This is a genomic window from Brevundimonas sp. GCM10030266 (assembly GCF_042666595.1).
In the GTDB taxonomy this organism is placed as follows: domain Bacteria; phylum Pseudomonadota; class Alphaproteobacteria; order Caulobacterales; family Caulobacteraceae; genus Brevundimonas.
In genome coordinates, this window is sequence record NZ_JBHTCY010000003.1 from 321,407 (window position 1) to 338,181 (window position 16,775).

18 protein-coding genes and 1 other annotated feature are annotated in these 16,775 nt (G+C 68.0%); of the genes, 6 read left to right on the top strand and 12 right to left on the bottom strand.

Translation table 11 applies throughout. The annotated features are described in order from the left end of the window. Positions 1 to 5 precede the first annotated feature (5 nt). The 4 genes from fliF to fliQ form a co-directional block, all read right to left on the bottom strand. Positions 6 to 1,649: a flagellar basal-body MS-ring/collar protein FliF gene (gene fliF / locus ACFQQC_RS11400; protein WP_376862512.1), complete on the bottom strand. Its 1,644-nt coding sequence runs from the start codon at positions 1,647 to 1,649 to the stop codon at positions 6 to 8. Between the two features lie 94 nt (positions 1,650 to 1,743). Next, on the bottom strand, positions 1,744 to 2,820 hold the full coding sequence (gene flhB / locus ACFQQC_RS11405) for a flagellar biosynthesis protein FlhB (protein WP_376862513.1): 1,077 nt from the start codon (positions 2,818 to 2,820) through the stop codon (positions 1,744 to 1,746). Next, positions 2,813 to 3,583 carry a flagellar biosynthetic protein FliR gene (gene fliR / locus ACFQQC_RS11410; RefSeq protein ID WP_376862514.1) on the bottom strand — a complete coding sequence of 257 codons (771 nt, stop codon included), beginning with the start codon at positions 3,581 to 3,583 and terminating at the stop codon, positions 2,813 to 2,815. Before fliR ends, flhB begins: the two co-directional genes overlap by 8 nt. Before the next feature lie 7 nt (positions 3,584 to 3,590). Continuing rightward, positions 3,591 to 3,854 carry a flagellar biosynthesis protein FliQ gene (gene fliQ, locus ACFQQC_RS11415; RefSeq protein WP_376862515.1) on the bottom strand — a complete coding sequence of 88 codons (264 nt, stop codon included), beginning with the start codon at positions 3,852 to 3,854 and terminating at the stop codon, positions 3,591 to 3,593. 153 nt (positions 3,855 to 4,007) lie between these two features. On the opposite strand from fliQ, the gene ACFQQC_RS11420 reads away from it, so the two are divergent. Further along, positions 4,008 to 5,138, top strand: a complete 1,131-nt coding sequence (locus ACFQQC_RS11420; protein ID WP_376862516.1) for a hypothetical protein — start codon at positions 4,008 to 4,010, stop codon at positions 5,136 to 5,138. Between the two features lie 45 nt (positions 5,139 to 5,183). Beyond that, positions 5,184 to 5,759, top strand: a complete 576-nt coding sequence (gene folE, locus ACFQQC_RS11425) for a GTP cyclohydrolase I FolE (RefSeq protein ID WP_376862517.1) — start codon at positions 5,184 to 5,186, stop codon at positions 5,757 to 5,759. A 21-nt stretch (positions 5,760 to 5,780) separates the two neighbouring features. On the opposite strand, the gene ACFQQC_RS11430 is transcribed toward folE, so the two are convergent. After that, a complete protein-coding gene (locus ACFQQC_RS11430) occupies positions 5,781 to 7,256 on the bottom strand; it encodes a SulP family inorganic anion transporter (RefSeq protein WP_376862684.1) in 1,476 nt (491 codons plus the stop codon). Between the two features lie 56 nt (positions 7,257 to 7,312). Beyond that, positions 7,313 to 7,365 (bottom strand) — a sequence feature (sul1 is cis-regulatory element that is thought to sense ions involved in sulfur or methionine metabolism; They are found in Alphaproteobacteria). A gap of 48 nt (positions 7,366 to 7,413) precedes the next feature. After that, positions 7,414 to 7,827, bottom strand: coding sequence for a response regulator (locus ACFQQC_RS11435; RefSeq protein WP_376862518.1), 414 nt, complete (start codon positions 7,825 to 7,827; stop codon positions 7,414 to 7,416). A 122-nt stretch (positions 7,828 to 7,949) separates the two neighbouring features. On the opposite strand from ACFQQC_RS11435, the gene ACFQQC_RS11440 reads away from it, so the two are divergent. Further along, positions 7,950 to 9,101: an acyltransferase family protein gene (locus tag ACFQQC_RS11440; RefSeq protein ID WP_376862519.1), complete on the top strand. Its 1,152-nt coding sequence runs from the start codon at positions 7,950 to 7,952 to the stop codon at positions 9,099 to 9,101. A 3-nt stretch (positions 9,102 to 9,104) separates the two neighbouring features. Here the strand turns inward: ACFQQC_RS11440 and ACFQQC_RS11445 are convergent, their stop codons facing one another. From ACFQQC_RS11445 to flgB, 5 genes are all read right to left on the bottom strand, one after another. Beyond that, complete coding sequence (locus ACFQQC_RS11445; RefSeq protein WP_376862520.1) at positions 9,105 to 9,488, bottom strand: VOC family protein; 384 nt, start codon at positions 9,486 to 9,488, stop codon at positions 9,105 to 9,107. Between the two features lie 53 nt (positions 9,489 to 9,541). Next, a complete protein-coding gene (locus tag ACFQQC_RS11450; protein ID WP_376862521.1) occupies positions 9,542 to 10,855 on the bottom strand; it encodes an amidohydrolase family protein in 1,314 nt (437 codons plus the stop codon). Positions 10,856 to 10,971: 116 nt separating this feature from the next. After that, positions 10,972 to 11,271 carry a flagellar hook-basal body complex protein FliE gene (locus ACFQQC_RS11455; RefSeq protein ID WP_376862522.1) on the bottom strand — a complete coding sequence of 100 codons (300 nt, stop codon included), beginning with the start codon at positions 11,269 to 11,271 and terminating at the stop codon, positions 10,972 to 10,974. A gap of 9 nt (positions 11,272 to 11,280) precedes the next feature. Next, positions 11,281 to 11,700, bottom strand: a complete 420-nt coding sequence (gene flgC, locus ACFQQC_RS11460; protein WP_376862523.1) for a flagellar basal body rod protein FlgC — start codon at positions 11,698 to 11,700, stop codon at positions 11,281 to 11,283. 17 nt (positions 11,701 to 11,717) lie between these two features. Beyond that, positions 11,718 to 12,128, bottom strand: coding sequence for a flagellar basal body rod protein FlgB (flgB, locus tag ACFQQC_RS11465; protein ID WP_376862524.1), 411 nt, complete (start codon positions 12,126 to 12,128; stop codon positions 11,718 to 11,720). A gap of 148 nt (positions 12,129 to 12,276) precedes the next feature. Between flgB and ACFQQC_RS11470 the strand changes: the two genes are divergently transcribed. From ACFQQC_RS11470 to ACFQQC_RS11480, 3 genes are all read left to right on the top strand, one after another. After that, positions 12,277 to 12,552: a flagellar biosynthetic protein FliO gene (locus ACFQQC_RS11470; protein WP_376862525.1), complete on the top strand. Its 276-nt coding sequence runs from the start codon at positions 12,277 to 12,279 to the stop codon at positions 12,550 to 12,552. A 32-nt stretch (positions 12,553 to 12,584) separates the two neighbouring features. Beyond that, positions 12,585 to 13,376 (top strand): flagellar type III secretion system pore protein FliP, encoded by a 792-nt coding sequence (gene fliP / locus ACFQQC_RS11475; protein ID WP_376862685.1) that lies wholly within the window; start codon positions 12,585 to 12,587, stop codon positions 13,374 to 13,376. A 120-nt stretch (positions 13,377 to 13,496) separates the two neighbouring features. Further along, on the top strand, positions 13,497 to 13,775 hold the full coding sequence (locus ACFQQC_RS11480; RefSeq protein WP_141627534.1) for an HU family DNA-binding protein: 279 nt from the start codon (positions 13,497 to 13,499) through the stop codon (positions 13,773 to 13,775). Positions 13,776 to 13,821: 46 nt separating this feature from the next. On the opposite strand, the gene ACFQQC_RS11485 is transcribed toward ACFQQC_RS11480, so the two are convergent. Beyond that, positions 13,822 to 16,641, bottom strand: a complete 2,820-nt coding sequence (locus ACFQQC_RS11485) for a tetratricopeptide repeat protein (protein ID WP_376862526.1) — start codon at positions 16,639 to 16,641, stop codon at positions 13,822 to 13,824. Positions 16,642 to 16,775: the final 134 nt, after the last annotated feature.

The window sequence follows — 16,775 nt, forward strand, 5'->3', positions numbered from 1 at the left end:
GGACATCAGGTCTCATGCACCCAGTTGCGCAGGATCGCGGTGGATTCCTCCGGATGCTTCTCGACGAACTCGGCGACCTTCTTGACCGACGACGCCTTCACCTGCCCCTCGATGCGGGCGATGTCGAGCCGTTGATCCATCTCCGACGGACCACCGAGCTGCGGCAGGCCGTCCACTCCGCCCGCGCCGCCGACGATACTGGTCTGCAGCGAGGTGACGGGGACGCCGCCCGGTCCGGCCAGTTGCGGCGTGGCGGTCGCCCCGCCGGTCGCGGCCTTCAGCAGCGGGCGCAGGACGAAGAAGATCAGCAGGATGCCGGTGATCAGCAGCACCAGCAGCTCCACGCCGCGCATCATGTCGTTCTTGGTGAAGTCGAACATCGAGGAACCGGCCTCCGCGCCGCCGCCCGCGACCGGGTCGCGGTTGAAGCGGACGTTCAGCACCTCGATCTTGTCCCCGCGGGCCTCGTCGATGCCGACGGCGGCGGCGACCAGCGACTTGATCTGGGCGATCTCCTCGGCGGTGCGGGCCTCATAGGTCGGCTCGCCATTGCCGTTGGCGGCGGGCGTCCACTTGCCGTCCACCGCGACCGAGACGGCCAGTTTCTTGACCTCGCCGGCTTCCTTCACCGTGGTGGTGGTGGTGTTGGAGATCTCGTAGTTGGTGGTCTCGGTGTTCTGGGTGTCGCGCGAGCCCTGCTGCCCGGCGTTGGGGGCCTGACCGCCGGGAATGTTGTTGGTCGCGGTCGCGCCGCCGTCCGGCACGGCGGTCGTGTCCGTGCTTTCCGTGCCGTTGGTCGAGGTCGAGCGGACGACCTGGCCGTCCGGATCGAAACGCTGTTCCTGGGTGGTCGAGCGGGCATGGTCGATCTCGGCGGTGACCTGCACCCGCGCGCCGCCGACGCCGACGACGCCCTCGACGATATCCTTGATGCGCGCCTGCAGCTGGGCCTCGGTCTGGCCACGCGCCTCCTCGGCGGAGGCGGCGCTGAAGCCGTCGGCGCCCGAGCCCGCCGCCAGGGTGCGGTTCGACGTGTCGGTCAGGGTGACCTTCTCGGTCTTCAGGTTCGGCACGGACGAGGCGACGACGTTGCGGATCGCCTGCACCTGCGCGCCGCTCAGCTGACCGCCCGTCACGCCGACGACGACAGCCGCGGTCGGCTCCGCGGCCTGGGACTGGAACAGCTGGCGTTCCGGCAGGGCGATCATCACCCGGGCCGACTGGATGCCGCGCATGCTCTGGATGGTGCGGGCCAGCTCGCCCTCGAGGGCGCGCTTGGCGTTCAGGTTCTGCTGGAACTCGGTCTGGCCCAGCACCGACTGGTTGTCGAAAATCTCGTACCCGACGCTGCCCGAGGTCACGAGCCCCTTGCCGGCGACCAGCATGCGGGCCTCGCCGACCTGATCGCGGTTGACGAAGATGGTCGAGCCGTCGCCGCGCGAGCTGTATTTGATGCCCGCGCTGTCCAGCGCCGTGGTGACTTCCGAGGCTTCGCGCAGATCGAGGTTGGAATACAGCAGGGCGTCGGGCGCTTGGCCGATGCGCAGCATGACGGCGATCAGCACCGCCGCGACGCCGGCGGCGACGCCCAGCACCACGGCCAGCCGACCGATCCCGAATCTCTGCAACGCCGCCGTGAAGCCGCCCACGCGCTCTAGCCCCGATACTCACGGGACCCTCATCCGACCCGCTGGGCAGAAAATGCCGGGCCCATGGTAAACGCCGCGTTAAGACCCCGGCCTATCAGCGTTTTTTGCGCTGCCCCATGACGAAGCCGATCAGCTTGGCGGCGGCCTCGAAATGCTCGCGCGGGATAGTCTCGTCGATATCGACGGCGGCGTAGAGCGCCCGCGCCAGCGGCACGTTCTCCACGATCGGGACCTTGTGCTCACGCGCCACCTCCCGGATCCGCAGCGCCAGGGCGTCGACGCCCTTGGCCACACAGACCGGGGCCGCATCCCCCTGATCGGGCTCGTACCGAAGGGCGACGGAGTAGTGGGTCGGGTTGGTGACGATGACGGTGGCCTTGGGCACATTGGCCATCATCCGCTGGCGGCTGCGCTGCATGCGGATCTGCTTCAGCTTCGCCTTGACGTGCGGATCGCCTTCCGACTGCTTGTAGTCTTCCTTCAGCTCTTCCTTGGACATCCGCATCCGCTTGGCGAAGCGGAACTTCTGCCAGATGTAGTCCGCACCGGCGGTGAAGCTGAGGAAGATCAGGGCCGCCACCATCAGGGCGATGGCCATGTCGCGCGCCAGCGGCAGGATGGCCGCGGGGGGCATGGCCGCCATGTTCTCGAACTGACGCATGTGCGGCTTCAGCACCATCCAGCAGATGAAGCCGACCACGATCAGCTTCAGGAAGGTCTTGCCGAACTGGAACAGGCCGTCCGGCCCGAAGATGCGTTTGAAGCCCTCCAGCGGATTGATCCGGCTCCACTGGGGCTTCAGCTTCTCGGCGGTGAAGAGGATGCCGGACTGGGCCAGATTGCCGCCGACGCCGCCGATGATGGTGGCCAGCATGACCGCGCCGAGGAAGGGCGTCACCGCCCACAGGGCCTGCATGCCGATCTCGACGCCCGCGCCCGCATCCAGTCCGCCGAGCATGGCGTGCGGCGAGGCGATGAAGGGCAGGAACTGCTCCGCCATCGAGGTGGCGAAATAGCCGCCCGCGCCCAGCAGGACCGCCGCCGCGCCCAGCAATGACGCCGCCGAGCCGACATCCATCGACTTGGCGATATCCCCCTTCAGCCGCGCATCGGCTAATTTTCGTGGGGTGGCTTCTTCTGTCTTCGACTCGGGATCGGCGCCTTCAGCCACCGGCGCCTCCCGCGAAGAGCTGGATCAGCGCCCGGTAGCGGTCGATGAAGACCGTGCCGACCACGCCGAGACTCAGGGCGAAGATCGACAGGCCCAGGATGACGCTGAGCGGGGCCGCGGCGAAGAAGATCTGGAACGCCGGCATGACGCGGCCGACCAGTCCCGAGGCCAGGTTGAAGATGAGGGCGAAGACCAGCAGGGGCGCGGAAAGCTGCACGCCCAGGGCGAAGCTGTCGCCCAGCGTCCGGATCGCCAGGGTGGTGAAGTCGCCGGTGACCAGCGGGCGGGCGGGGGCGATCAGCTCATACGAGCCGACCAGACCGGCGATGAACAGGTGGTGGGTGTTGGTGGCGAAGATCAGCGTCGTGCCCAGCAGCATCAGGAAGGCCGCGATGGTCGTGCCCGGCTGGGCCTGCATCGGGTTGGCCGTCTGAGCGAAGCTGAGGGTGGTCTGCAGCGACACGATCTCGCCCGCCGTCGACAGGGCGGTCAGGAAGCTGCGCAGCAGGGCGCCGATCATCAGGCCGACGATGACCTCGCGGATGACCCAGCCGGCCATGCCGCCCACCGTCGCCGGCAAGGCCGGCAGACTGCCCGCCACCACCGGCCACAGGGCCAGGGTCACGACCAGCCCGAACGACAGGCGAATGCGCGGCGGCACATAGCTTTCGCCCACGCCAGGCAGCATGAGGAGCACCGCGCCGATCCGGGCGAAGATCAGCGCGCCCTGCCAGACCTGTTCAGATGTGGCGTACGGCTCCACGCGCCGGTCACATGCCGGCGATGCGCGCGGCGATGGTCCGCATGAAGCCGCCCAGCAGGGCGCCCATCAGCGGCAGGAACAGCAGGAGCGAAACGAAGATGGCGATGATCTTGGGGGCGTAGATCAGGGTCTGTTCCTGGATCTGCGTCAGGGCCTGCACCAGACCGATGGCCACGCCGACGACCAGCCCGACCAGCAGGACAGGCGCGCACAGCTGGATCGTCAGCCACAGGGCGTCGCGACCCACATCCAGAACTTCCGCGCCGTTCATCCCACACTCCCGAGGCCGCAACACGCGCAGCCGAACCAGGCAAGAAATGCCGGGAGCGTGGTTAACAAGGCGTTAGTGGACGTAAACCGTAAACAGTAGGCGGCATTTAAACCCCTGGCGCCCCAACCTCATCCGAACGGGGGAGCACACGATATGGTCCGGGATCTGGCGATCTGCCTGGCAATAGCCATCCTCGGCCCCACCTCCTATGTGCAGACACAGGTTCCCCCGAGATGGGCGACTGGCAGGGACGCGGACCGGGCTCCGTTCGCACCGAAGGCATCGCCGGACCACATCGTCGTCATGATCGGCGACGACACCGCCCGGAATGATCGCCGCACGGTCCGCCGTCATGGAAACTGGGCACGCGTCGACACCAGCGATCTGCAGGGGTCGGCGACCTATCTCGTCAGCCTGAGCGCGCCTGTCACGGTCAGCTTCACACGTGGAGAGGATGGTCGGTACGTCTACCTCCACATGACCGCCACCAGGGACGGCCCCTCCGATAACGGTCCTGTGCGCCCCACCGGCGAGACCGACCATCTGCTGGGCGAGACCTGTGCGGTATGGGACATAACCTCGCGCGTGATGACCACCGCTTCGGATGCGCGCTGGTTGAGCTGTATTACGGACGACGGCATCGAACTCTGGCATCGGTACGAGAGCACCAACGGCCCTTACCGCCGCGAGATGAGAGCGATCAGCCTTGTCCGGGGGACGGTGGCGGCCGATGTCGTGACGCCCCCATCCGACCTGCTTGATCCGAACCGTTGGGCGATCAACTGGCCGTCAAGTCCTGCGCAGGGCGTGATCGTCAGCCTCAGCGATGGTGATCAGGGCGCGAGCCGGATCGAGAAGCGCTTCGCTCGAATGGGCGAGATCGTGCGCTTCGATGAACCCCGCAGGATCACGGTCAGGGACCGTTCAGGCCGCGGATTCGTCGCCGCCAACATCGATGCCGAGGGGCGGTACGTCTCGCTGACAATGTCGGCCCTGCCACCGACCCTGGACTCCCCCCCGCCGGAGCCTTCGAACCGCGATGATCTCGTCCCTCTCACGGTCGATGGCGAGAGCTGCGCCTGGAGCTTCATGACGCCCGGCGTCGCCGACTATGGCCGGTTCGAGTGCCTGACGCCGGAAGGCGATCTTCTTGGGGAACGGGTCCATACGCGAGGCGGAGGGTCATCAGTAGCGGCCCGCGAGGTGCGCCGGACCGTGCTGTCGCCCACCGACGTCATGCTGCCCAATGAAGTCCTCGATCCGGCGAACTGGGCGCTGCGGTAGCCAAAGCCACTGGAACTTCACCCCGCTTCGGGGTCTAAGGCCCCCATGACCAAGCCGAGCATCACCCAGGCCGACGCCGAAGCCGCTGTCCGCACCCTGATCGAATGGGCAGGGGACAATCCCGACCGCGAGGGCCTGCTGGAGACGCCGGCGCGCGTGGCGCGCAGCTATCGCGAGCTCTACGAGGGCTATGAGACCGACCCGCGCCAGTATCTGGAGAAGACCTTCGAGGAGGTCGGCGGCTACAACCAGATGGTCGTGCTGAAGGACATCCGCTTCGTCAGCGCCTGCGAGCACCACATGCTGCCGGTCGTCGGCGTGGCCCACGTCGGCTACCTGCCGACGGACCGCGTGGTCGGCATCTCCAAGCTGGCCCGGGTGGTGCGCGGCTTCGCCCGCCGCCTGCAGATCCAGGAGAAGATGACCTCCGAGATCGCCCTGGCCATCGAGGAAGTCCTGCGGCCGCAGGGTGTGGGCGTGGTCATCGAGGCCGAGCACAGCTGCATGACCCTGCGTGGCGTCAATGCGCCGGGCGCCAGCCTGACCACCAGCCACCTGAGCGGCGTCATGCGCGACGACCCGCGCACCCGTGAAGAGTTCCTGCGACTGACGCGGAAATAGGGCGGTCGAAACCGCCCTTCCCTAGTGGGTCGCGCCTGCCGGCAGGTGGGCCTTGTCGTGCTGGCCGACGCGCTGGATCAGCGACTGCCCGGCCTCGTTCATGCCGATGACGCGCACCTCCGCGCCCTGACGGCGATAGCGGAACACCACCTTGTCCACGGCGGCGACGGCGGTGAGATCCCACAGATGCACGTCGGTCATGTCGATCTCGACGCGGGTCGGCTGACCATGATGCTCGAAGGCGGCGGCGAAGACATCGGCCGAGCCGAAGAACAGCTGGCCGCTGACGCGATAGCGCAGCACGCCGGGCTCCGGCGTCTCGATCTCCTGCACGACGATGGTCTTGCCCAGCTTCCGCATGAAGAAGACGGCCGACAGGATCACGCCCAGCACCACCCCCTTGGACAGATCATGGGTGGCGACGACCGTGACCGTGGTCGCGATCATCACGATCGATGACTGAAGCGGGATCGAGCGCAGGTTCAGCACCGACTTCCAGTCGAAGGTGCCGACCGAGACCATGATCATCACCGCCACCAGCGCGGCCATCGGGATGCGCGCGACCCAGTCCTGAAGCACCAGGATCAGGAACAGCAGGAACAGGCCCGCCCAGAGGGTCGACAGGCGGCCTCGTGCGCCCGAGGTCACATTGATGATCGACTGGCCGATCATGGCGCAGCCGGCCATGCCGCCGAACAGGGAGGCGGCGATGTTGGCGATGCCCTGACCGCGCGTCTCGCGATCCTTGTCGGACGGGGTGTCGGTGATGTCGTCCAGCAGATTGGCGGTCAGCAGGGATTCCAGCAGGCCGACGAAGGCCAGGGTCGCCGCCACCGGGCCGATGATGGTGAAGGTCTCCCACGTCAGGGGCACGGCGGGGATGTGGAAGACCGGCAGGGTCGAGGGCATCTGGCCCATGTCGCCGACGGTGCGGACATCCATGCCGGTCCAGATGACGAAGGCGCTGATGACCACGATGGCGATCAGCGGCGACGGGATGGCCTTGGTGATCCGCGGCACGCCGTAGATGATCGCCAGCGACGCCGCCACGAGGGCGAAGGTCTGCCAATTGGCGCCGATCAGCTCGGGCATCTGGGCGAGGAAGATCAGGATGGCCAGCGAGTTGACGAAGCCGGTCATCACGCTGCGGCTGACGAAGCGGATGTAGCGGCCCAGCTTCAGCAGGCCGATGAGGATCTGGAACACGCCGGTCAGCAGGGAGGCGGCGAAGAGGTACTCCAGCCCGTGATCGCGAACGAGGGTGACCATGACCAGGGCCATCGCCCCGGTCGCGGCCGAGATCATCGCCGGACGGCCGCCGACGATCGAGATGGTCACCGCGATGATGAAGCTGGCGTACAGGCCGACGGCGGGATCGACGCCCGCGATGATGGAGAAGGCGATCGCCTCGGGGATCAGGGCGAGGGCGACGACCGTGCCGGCGAGCAGGTCGCGGCGCGGGTTGGCGAGCCATTGCTGGCGCGCGGAGGCAAAGATGGTCATGGATCGGTCTGCGGTGTGGACCGGCGGCGCATCGCGCTTCGTCCGGTTCAGGTTTCCCGAGGGATCGGCGCCCGGGGTAGCCACCCGAATGAACGGGTCCTTGTGACGCGCCGGCAGATGCCCGAGTCCGACCGGATTGGCAACCGCGCCGTCAGGCCGTCCGCGACCGCGTGATGTCGTCGAGCCAGATCAGGGTCTTGTCGCCGAGCACCTGTTCGACACGCTCAACGAGGCCGGAAGGCGTCAGCGGCTTCAACAGATAGCCCCGCGCGCCCAGCCGCCGGGCCGCGACCAGATTGTCTCCCGTGCCCGAAGCGGTCAGCACCAGCACCGGCACGTCCTTCCACGCCTCGACCGTCCGAATGGCGGCCAGCACCTCCAGCCCGTCCACCCGGGGCATGTTGAGGTCGAGAATGACCATCGACGGCGGCGCATAGGCCAGACGGGTCAGGGCCTCGACCCCATCCGCCACCGTGGTCACCTCATAGCCCGCCGAGGACAGGATCAGGGTGAAGAGTTCGCGGATGTCCGCTTCGTCTTCGGCGATGAGAATCGACTGGGCCATGGTGAATCCCGCTGGCGAAAAGCACTGATCCGTAAGCGTAACTGCGTCCGTTAACGATGCAAGTCGCCGGGCGGATCGCTGGCCCGGACCTTGCGGCGATCCGCGCGAAGGAGGCTGATCTGATGCCCTGGACCGCGATTTCGACCCGGAATGAGACACTGCCCATCGTTCGGGGCGGGTGGCTCGACGCCCTGCGTTTCATCGTGGCCAGCCTGATCATCCTGCATCACTTCCAGATGTCGGCGCCCGTGCCGCTGGCGGAGGGCGTGCACCCCGTGTTCGAGCGCGGCGGCTTCCTGCTGACCAACTTCTTCCTGATCGACAGCGGCTATGTGCTGATGCGGGTCTATGGCGCCTCGGTGTCGCGCGGCTCGATGTCGGCGGGGGACTTCTTCCTGAAGCGGTATCTGCGCGTGGTCCCGGCCCATCTGATCATGGGCCTGTCGCTGGTCGCGCTGGTCGTCGTCGGCGGCGCCTTCGGCTTCGGCCCGCGATCGCCCGAGTGGTTCCGCTGGGATCAGCTGCCCGCGCAGCTGACGCTGACGCAGGCCTTCGGCATTCCCGGCGGCTATGGCTGGAACGCGCCGAGCTGGTCGGTCTCGGCCCTGATCGGCTGCTACCTGGCCTTCCCGTGGATCCTGCGCGGTCTGGTGAAGCTGGGGCCGTGGAGCGTTCTGGCGACCGGCATCGCCGTGTACCTGCTGGCCAACCAGCTGACCTGGACCCTGCTGGGCTACCCCGTCTACCAGATGCCGATGGGCTTCGGCTTCTTCCGGGCCCTGCCGCTGTTCTTCCTGGGCATGTGCCTGGCCTGGTTCGCCCAGAAGGTCTGGATCGCACCGAAGCTGGCGGGCTGGGCCGGGATCGGCGCCGCGTTGGCGCTGGCCTTCGTCCAGTATTTCGACAAGCACGCCCTGATCTCGCTGGCCTGTATCTCGACCATCATCCTGGCCGCCGGCGCCACGCCGACCCCGCGCCCGTCGAAATTCATCGAGAAGGCCGCGCAGGTCTCGTTCTCGATGTTCATCACCAATGAGGTGGTCCGGATCGCCTGGTTCGGCGTGACCAATGTGCTGGTCGCGAAACTGGCCCTGCCCTCGCCGGTGCAGTGGGCGCTGTGGGTCGCGGGCGTGGCGGCGGCCTTCGTCTTCGCCTTCCTGTTCCACATGATCATCGACACCCCGATCCAGAACCGCATCCGCGGCTGGCTGAAATCGCGCCGCCGTCATACGGCCGAGCCGAAGCTGCAGCCGGTGGTGTCGATCGAAGGCTGAGGCCTACATCCCCTCGATCAGATGCAGGATGTTGCCGTCTGGATCCTTGAGCCAGACCAGCTTCATCGGTCCGGCTTCGTGGATGTCGCCGTTCAGCGTCAGGCCCATGTCGGGATAGTGTTCGAAGGCGACGCCCTTTGATCGAAGGTCATCCACGACCTCGACCAGATCGCCCTTCATCTCCCAGGTCACCGCATTGGCGCGGTTGGTCCCGGCGAACTCTGACACATAGACCGTCAGCTGGGTCTGGCCGGTACGGAAAACCAGCACCCCGTTCTCGGCGCTGCTTTCGAGCAGGGTCAGGCCCAGGATGTCCTCATAGAAGACGCGGGCGCGGTTGAGGTCGCTGACGGCGACGATGGCGGATGAGCTACGATCCTTGAGCATGGCGATCTCCCTTGTTCCGGGAGGCAGCGTACAACCGCCCAAGCCGTTCCGTGTCAGCTGGCGCAGGCGCTCGCTGACCCTGCCTCGATCCGTCCGCCCTTCATCACCAGACGCGGGGCGCGCAACGGCGACAGGCCGGCGGTCGGGTCGCCCTGAACCGCCACCAGATCAGCCCATGACCGGGGACGCAGGACGCCGAGCCCGTCGTCGCCCAGAAGACGCCCCGCTTCCCACGTCGCGGACTGGAGGGCCTGCGTCGGGGTCAATCCGGCCTCGACATAGCCGTCCATCGTGCCGCGCGAGCCCGCTCCGCGACCGGGGGCATAGGGGAAGTAGAGGTCCGAACCCAGGGCGATGCGGACGCCCAGCCGATGCGCCCGCATCAGCCGATCTCGCCCGGCCTGAAGGTGACGATCCACCTCCTCACGCGGCGGCTGCCGGGGCCAGCTGCGGGTGAACTCCAGCGCCATTTCCAGCGACGGATCGGTCGGCACCAGCCAGACGCCCTTGCGGGCCATCAGCCGCAGGGTGTCGTCGGAAATCTCGTAGCCGTGCTCGATCGAGTTCACCCCCGCCTCGACGGCTTCGCGAATGGCGGCGTCAGAGGTGGCGTGGGCGGCGACCGGCACGCCCAGCCGCTTCGCCTCGGTGACGATGGCGGCCATTTCCTCGACCGACAGCCGGGTGCGCTGGGGTGTGGCTTCGGGGAACATCTTGATGACGTCAGCGCCGCGCGCGACCGCATCGCGCACCGCCGCCCGGGCGTCGTCCGCGCCGTTGATGATCCGGTACTCGCCCTCGATCAGGTCATGGTGGTCCACCGGCTGAGGCTCCAGTTGACCGCCCGCCGGCGCCAGCCCCGGACCGGAACCGTAGATGCGCGGCCCCGGCACGAGACCGTCGTTGATTCCACGCTCGAGCTGAAGATCGAGAAACCGACCCGAGTTGCCGAGATCGCGGACGGTGGTGAAGCCCGCCTCCAGGTAACCTCGCGCCCGCTGGGCGCCGGTCAGGGCGCGGTAGACATCGCCCTGCACGCCGTGATCCCGCGCGGCCACATTGGACAGCCCCTCGCCGCTGCGTTGCTCCAGCAGCAAATGAGTGTGGGCGTCGATCAGCCCGGGGATGACCGAGCATTGCGACAGGTCGACAACCATCGCGCCTTCCGGCGCCGTCAGCCCCTGCCCGACCTCGGCCACGCGGTCGCCCCGGATCAGGATGTCGCGCGGCCCGACCATCCGACCGGCCTCGGAATCGAACAGGTTGCCGGCGCGAACCAGCACCACCGGCTGAGGGCCGCGCTGGGCGAAAGCGGTCGTGGGGAGGGCGACGGTCAGCAGGGCCGCGGCGCAGGCGGCGAGGGTCATGCGGGACAATGGAGGCTCCAGTCAGGCGTTCACCCTAGAGGCCTCGTCATCGCCCGGTGGATGCGGAACGCCACGTGAATTCGACGTAAGCTGGACCGGATCGCCCCGGCTCACCGTCAGATCGGCATCCGCATGATTTCCTGATAGGCCGAGATGACCTGATCACGCACGGCCACGACCTGCTCCAGCGAGGCCTCGGCGGAGCTGATGGCGGTGACGACGTCGATCAGACTGCCCTGCCCCTGCACAGAGGTGGCCATCTGGGTTTCGGCGCCCCGCGTCGCCTGGGTCATGTCGCCCATGACATTGGTCAGCATCTCAGCGAAGCCGGACTGCTGGGGCGCCGTCGCCGGCGCGGTCGGCATGGCCCCGCCCTGGATCGCCGAATAGGCCTTGGCCGCCATCATCGGATTCATGGCTCAGTCCTATCGCTTGATCAGGTCGAGGGTGCGGGTTTCCATCGTCCGCGCCGTCTCGATGACGTTCAGGTTGGCCTCATAGGCCCGCTGGGCCTCGCGCATGTCCATCGCCTCGACCAGGGTGTTGACGTTGGGGCGCAGCACATAGCCCTCGGCGTTGGCCGCCGGGTGCGAGGGATCGTACTCGGTGTTGAACTCGCTCTGGTCGGGGCGAACCTCGGCCAGGGTGACGCTGGTGGCGCCGTTGATCTCGCGCGCCTGGAAGACGGGGATCTGGCGACGATAGGGCTCGCCGCCCGGGGTCAGGGCCGTCGACTGGGCGTTGGCGATGTTCTCGGCGATGATACGCATGCGCGACTGTTGCGCCTTCAGGGCGCCGGCCGCGACGGCCATGGCGTTGTTCCGGGGCGGGACGGGATCGGGCATCGGTTACTCTCCCTCTATCAGCGGCCGGGGGCGCGCGCGGCGGTGCGCAGCATGTTCATGGACTTCTGGTAGAAGCCGATGGCCGCGTCATAGGCCATGCGGCTCTCGGCCATCTTCAGCATCTGCTCCTCGACCACCACGGCATTGCCATCGAGGGTCGTTTCGGAGTCCGGCGCCTTGACCGTGTCGAAGCGCGCCGCCGCCTGTCCGGCGGGCGCGATATGCATGGCGCTGGTGCGGGTCATCTGCAGACCGCCGCCCCCACTGCGCATGGCCGCGGCGAAGTCCGTCGGCTGGTTCAGATCGCGACCGACATAGCCGGGCGTGTCCGAGTTGGCGACGTTCTCGGCGATCACGCGCTGGCGCTGGTCCAGCCATGACAGGCGGCCCTTGATCTGGCTCAGCAGCGGAAGGTCGGTGAAGCCCACGGCATCGGGTCTCCGGGCGCGGATCGCCCAAGGTCGATAGGCAGAAAATGCCGTCTGCATGGTTAACGAGGGGTTATCTCAACACGACGTTAACCATGATCGCCGAAATCTGCGGCGTCGGAATCAGTCTCCGGCGGGGCCCGTTCGCATGAATTTCCTCGATCTGCTCAGGGCCGTCTTCGCCCTCGCCTTCACCCTCGGCATCATCGGTCTGGCCGCCTGGGCGGCGCGTCGCTATGCGCCCCAGCTGCTGGCCCGGCTCAGCGCCGAACGCGGCGAGCGCCGGATGCAGGTGGTCGAGACCCTGGTGCTGGACCCGGCCCGTCGTCTGGTCCTGGTCAAGGTCGACAGCGAGGAGCGCCTGATCCTGCTGGGCGAAGGCCGCGAGCTGATCGAGCCGCGCGGCCCGGAGGCGGGCAAGTGAAAGCCGGGGCCGGCCTGAAGGGCGTGTTCGGCATGCCCACCCGGGCGGAGCTGAAGCGCGCGGCCCTGCTGTCGCTGCTGACCACCCTGCTCTGCCTGTGCTGGCCGCTGGCGGCCCTGGCGCAGGAAGTCGCGTCCGGCGGCGCGGCGATCAACGTCGATCTGGGCACCGGCGCGGGCCTGACCGAGCGGGTCGTCCAACTGGTCGGCCTGATGACCGTGCTGTCGCTGGCGCCGTCCATCGTGATCATGACGACCAGCTTCGTGCGGATCATCGTGGTGCTGTCCCTGCTCCGCACGGCGCTGGGCATGCAGCAGTCGCCGCCCAACGCCGTTCTGGTCTCCCTGGCCCTGTTTCTGAGCGCCATCGTCATGGCTCCGACCTGGCAGGACGCCTATGATTCGGGCATCCGCCCCCTGCTGGATCAGCAGATGGAGCTGCCACAGGCCTTCGATGCGGCATCAGAACCTGTGAAGACTTTCATGCTCGGTCAGGTCGATCAGGACGACCTCGCCCTGTTCACCCGGTTGTCCAACATCGAGGCCCCGCAGCAGGCCATCGACCTGCCCCTGCGGGTGGTCACCCCGGCCTTCATGATCAGCGAGCTGAAGCGCGCCTTCGAAATCGGATTTCTCCTTTTCGTTCCGTTCCTTGTGATCGATCTGGTGGTCGCCAGCGTGCTCATGTCCATGGGTATGATGATGCTGCCGCCCGTGGTCATTTCGCTGCCGTTCAAGCTGATCTTTTTCGTCCTCGTGGACGGCTGGAGACTGGTCGCGGGGAGCCTCGTGGAGAGCTTCCAGAGAGCGTCCGGAGGCGGGTAAATCCCCAGCCCGTGGGCCTTTCAGCGCCAAAGCCGCTTGCCTTGCGGATAAAAAGCGGCGTTGATCCGTCCGTCATCGCCCCTGACTCGCGGGGCGAACTTAATCGGGAAACGACCCACAATGACCACTCAAGCCGAACTCATCGCCGCCGTCGCCAAGGACGCGGGTGTCAGCCAAGCCGACGCCGGCCGCGTTCTGACCGCGATCGTCGAAAACATCCAGAAGTCGCTGGTCGCCGGCGGCGACGTGCGCATCTCGAACCTCGGCGTGTTCGACACCGCCGCCCGCGCCGCCCGTGAAGGCCGCAACCCGGCCACCGGCGGCACGATCCAGATCGCTGCCTCGAAGGCCGTGCGCTTCCGCGTGTCGAAGCCGCTCAAGGATGCGGTGAACAAGTAAGCGAGTTTCGGGGCGGCGGACCTTCGGGATCGCCGCCTTCGCTGACTTAGGAGCGGGCGGGTGTCGCAGGGCGATTCCCGCCCGTTTTCTGTCTGAGCTCGGCCTTCATCTCATTGACCCAGCCCGCGAAGGTGTCGGCCGTGGCGCTGAGGGTGGCGAAGTCGCTGACCGAGGCCGTGCCCTCGGTCCCGCCCATGCCTTCCAGCGCGATCGACAGGGCGACCTTGGATCGGGCCCCGGCGATATAGGGGCGATAGTTTCGCGACAACCGCGTCAGGGACGCCGTGTCGCGGGCCAGGGAATAGCCGACGCCGGCGCGGATCAGCCGGGCTTCCTCGTCCTGGGTCAGAGCCGCCGGATTCGCGAACCGGTCGCCCAGCGCGCCTTCGTACAGGGTCGCGGCGCCGCCCCAGTTCTCCTGCTTCCAGAAGATCTCGGCCTTCACCGCCTTGGCCTCGTTCGAGGCGTCCGTTCCCAGCACTTCCAGCGCGTGATCGTATCGGCCCAGGTTCATCAGCGCCCGCGCCTCCAGCGCCCGGCGCTCGGCGTTCAGGGCTGTCGGCAGCAGGGTTGAGCGCGAGCTCCAGATCGCCTGCAGCGCCTTCTCCGGTTGACGGTCCATCAGATAGATGGTGGCCAGATCGGTGGCGACCTGGGCCTTGGCCACGCCCTCCAGGCGGCTGCCGACCTGGTGCTCCAGCAGTTCGGCGGCCTGATCCAGCAGATCCACATCCACCAGCCGTCGCGAAAGACGGCGCACCATCTCGTCGCCGTCGGCGCCGATCGGGGTCAGTTCGCGGAAATCGTAGAACAGGCCCAGCGCCTGCACCGGCTGAAGCCCGTCGGCGCCGCCTTCCAGGAACAGCATGCGGAAGGCGTTGGACAGGTCGATCTGCAGATCCGCCGCGCCGGGCAGGCGCTGCATCCGCCCGCCCGAGCCCTTCAGCGCCGTCAGCGCCTCACGGTACAGGCCCTGCGACAGGTACAGCTTGCCCAGCTGGCGGATGACCGACAGCTCGGTCGCTTCGCCACGCCAGCGCCAGCGCAGCGCCTCCAGCTCCTTGGCCGCGGCGTCGGCCTTCATCGTACCGCGCGCCATAGACAGGCGGATCACGCCGAGACGGGCGGGGACGGCCAGATTGTCCAGCGGCGCACGACCGACGGCGCGGTAAACCGCCAGCGCCCGGTCGCCCATGCCGTCCTGTTCGAACAGCCGGGCCTGCACGATGCGCGCCTGAAGCTGGTCGGCGGGCGGGGCGTTCTGGCTGAAGACATAGGTCAGCAGGGCGCGCGCGGCTTCCGGGTCGCCGCTTTCCAGCGCGGCCTCGGCATGGGCGGCGCCGAAGCGGGCGCGCCAGACCGGCGGGAAGTCGTCCACGGCCCCGGCGCCCGCCGAGAAGGCCTGACGGGCCGTCTCCCAGTCCCCCTGCTTCGAGGCGATATAGCCGCGCCAGACGGCGGAGGCGGGATCACCGGCGACGGCGGCGGAAGCGAAGTCGCCCTGCGCCTCCGCCAGTCGCCCGATGGCAGCCCGCGATGCGCCCCGCAGACCCCGCAGTTCGGGTTCACCGGCCATGTTCGGCGCCTGGGCGACGATGGCGTTCATCACACCGATGGCTTCGTAATAGAGGCCCGAGGCGACGAGGAAGCGGGCCAACGCCATGCGGGCCTCGATCGGTGCCCGGGGGTCGTCGCCGGCGGCCGCGGCCTCAACGCCGGCGGCATCCTGCAACTCGCGATACCGGGCCGAGAAGCCGGCATGACCCGTGCTTTCCCACCCCTCGACGATCAGGCCCGGATAGCGCCCCTTCTGCGGCGCGCCCGCTTCGGCGGGGGCGGCCTCCAGGGTCGCGGACGGCGCCGACAGGGTCAGGCCGCCCGGACGGCTCAGGGTGACCAGATCGCCATCCGCCCGGACGGCCAGATCACTGACCATCGTCTCCACCGCCAGACCGTGCGCGGTCGGCAGCAGGGTCATGTCGATGGTCTGGCGGCTGTCGGCGAAGCCCTTGCCCGGAGCGCGGGCGGTGACGGCTGCGAAGCGATCCCCGGCCAGCGGATCGGTCAGCCAGATCGCCTTGGTCGCCCCGGCCATGCGCGCGACCAGAACCGGCTCGCCGCTGTCATCACGATCGACGGTGACGCCCCCGGCCGAGGCGGCGGGACCGCCGATAGTGACCGTCCAGGTCGAGCCGGTCGCGACGGCGGACACCCTCAGGGCGCGCGGCGCGGCGATGCGGACGGCGACATGATCCGGCGCGGCGGTCCAGTGGGCGCCTGTGGCGGGACCGAGCGCCCGGGCGCCGTCCATGTTGAAGCGGGCAGGCGTATCGAACACGACCCAGACCGCATCGCCGCGCCGGAAGACGGCGGCCGCAACGGGCTGTTCCCATTTGAAGTCGAGGCTGACCTTGTCCGGTCCGGTGCGTGAAACCACCGGCACGGTCGCGACCTGCGCCGGGGTCAGCGGAGTGGCGGGCGCCTCGGGGGCGGTGGCGTACAGGTTGAGGAAGACCGCCCCGTCAGCCGATCCGGTGCGGATGTCCGCGCCCTCGGCCAGGGTCAGGACCAGTTCGGTGCCGCCCCGCACGGCGCGGGTCTCGACCTTTTCCACCCCGCGCGGCGGATCGACCCGCAGGCGCGAGATGTCCGGCGCGGCGGTCGCGCCGATACGGACGATCACGTCTCGGCCGTCGCGACGAACCTGCGACCGGGCGCCGATGACGCCGGCGAACTCGACGCGGGTGAAGGTCTCGTTGGCGCCGACCCGTATGGTCACCGGATCCAGCGGCGCGGCGCCGCCTTCCTGGGCGTACAGCGGCGCCAGCGGGGCGAGCACGACCGCGCCGGCCGCGGCGGCCGCCACGGTCGACTTCAGGATGCGCGTTCTGGTGCGGGCCCCGGACATACGCGCGCACACTCGCGCGACTGCTCTTTAAACGCGGTTAACGGATGGTGACCGGGGTTCTGCGTAGTCAATTTGCCCACCGTGACAAACAG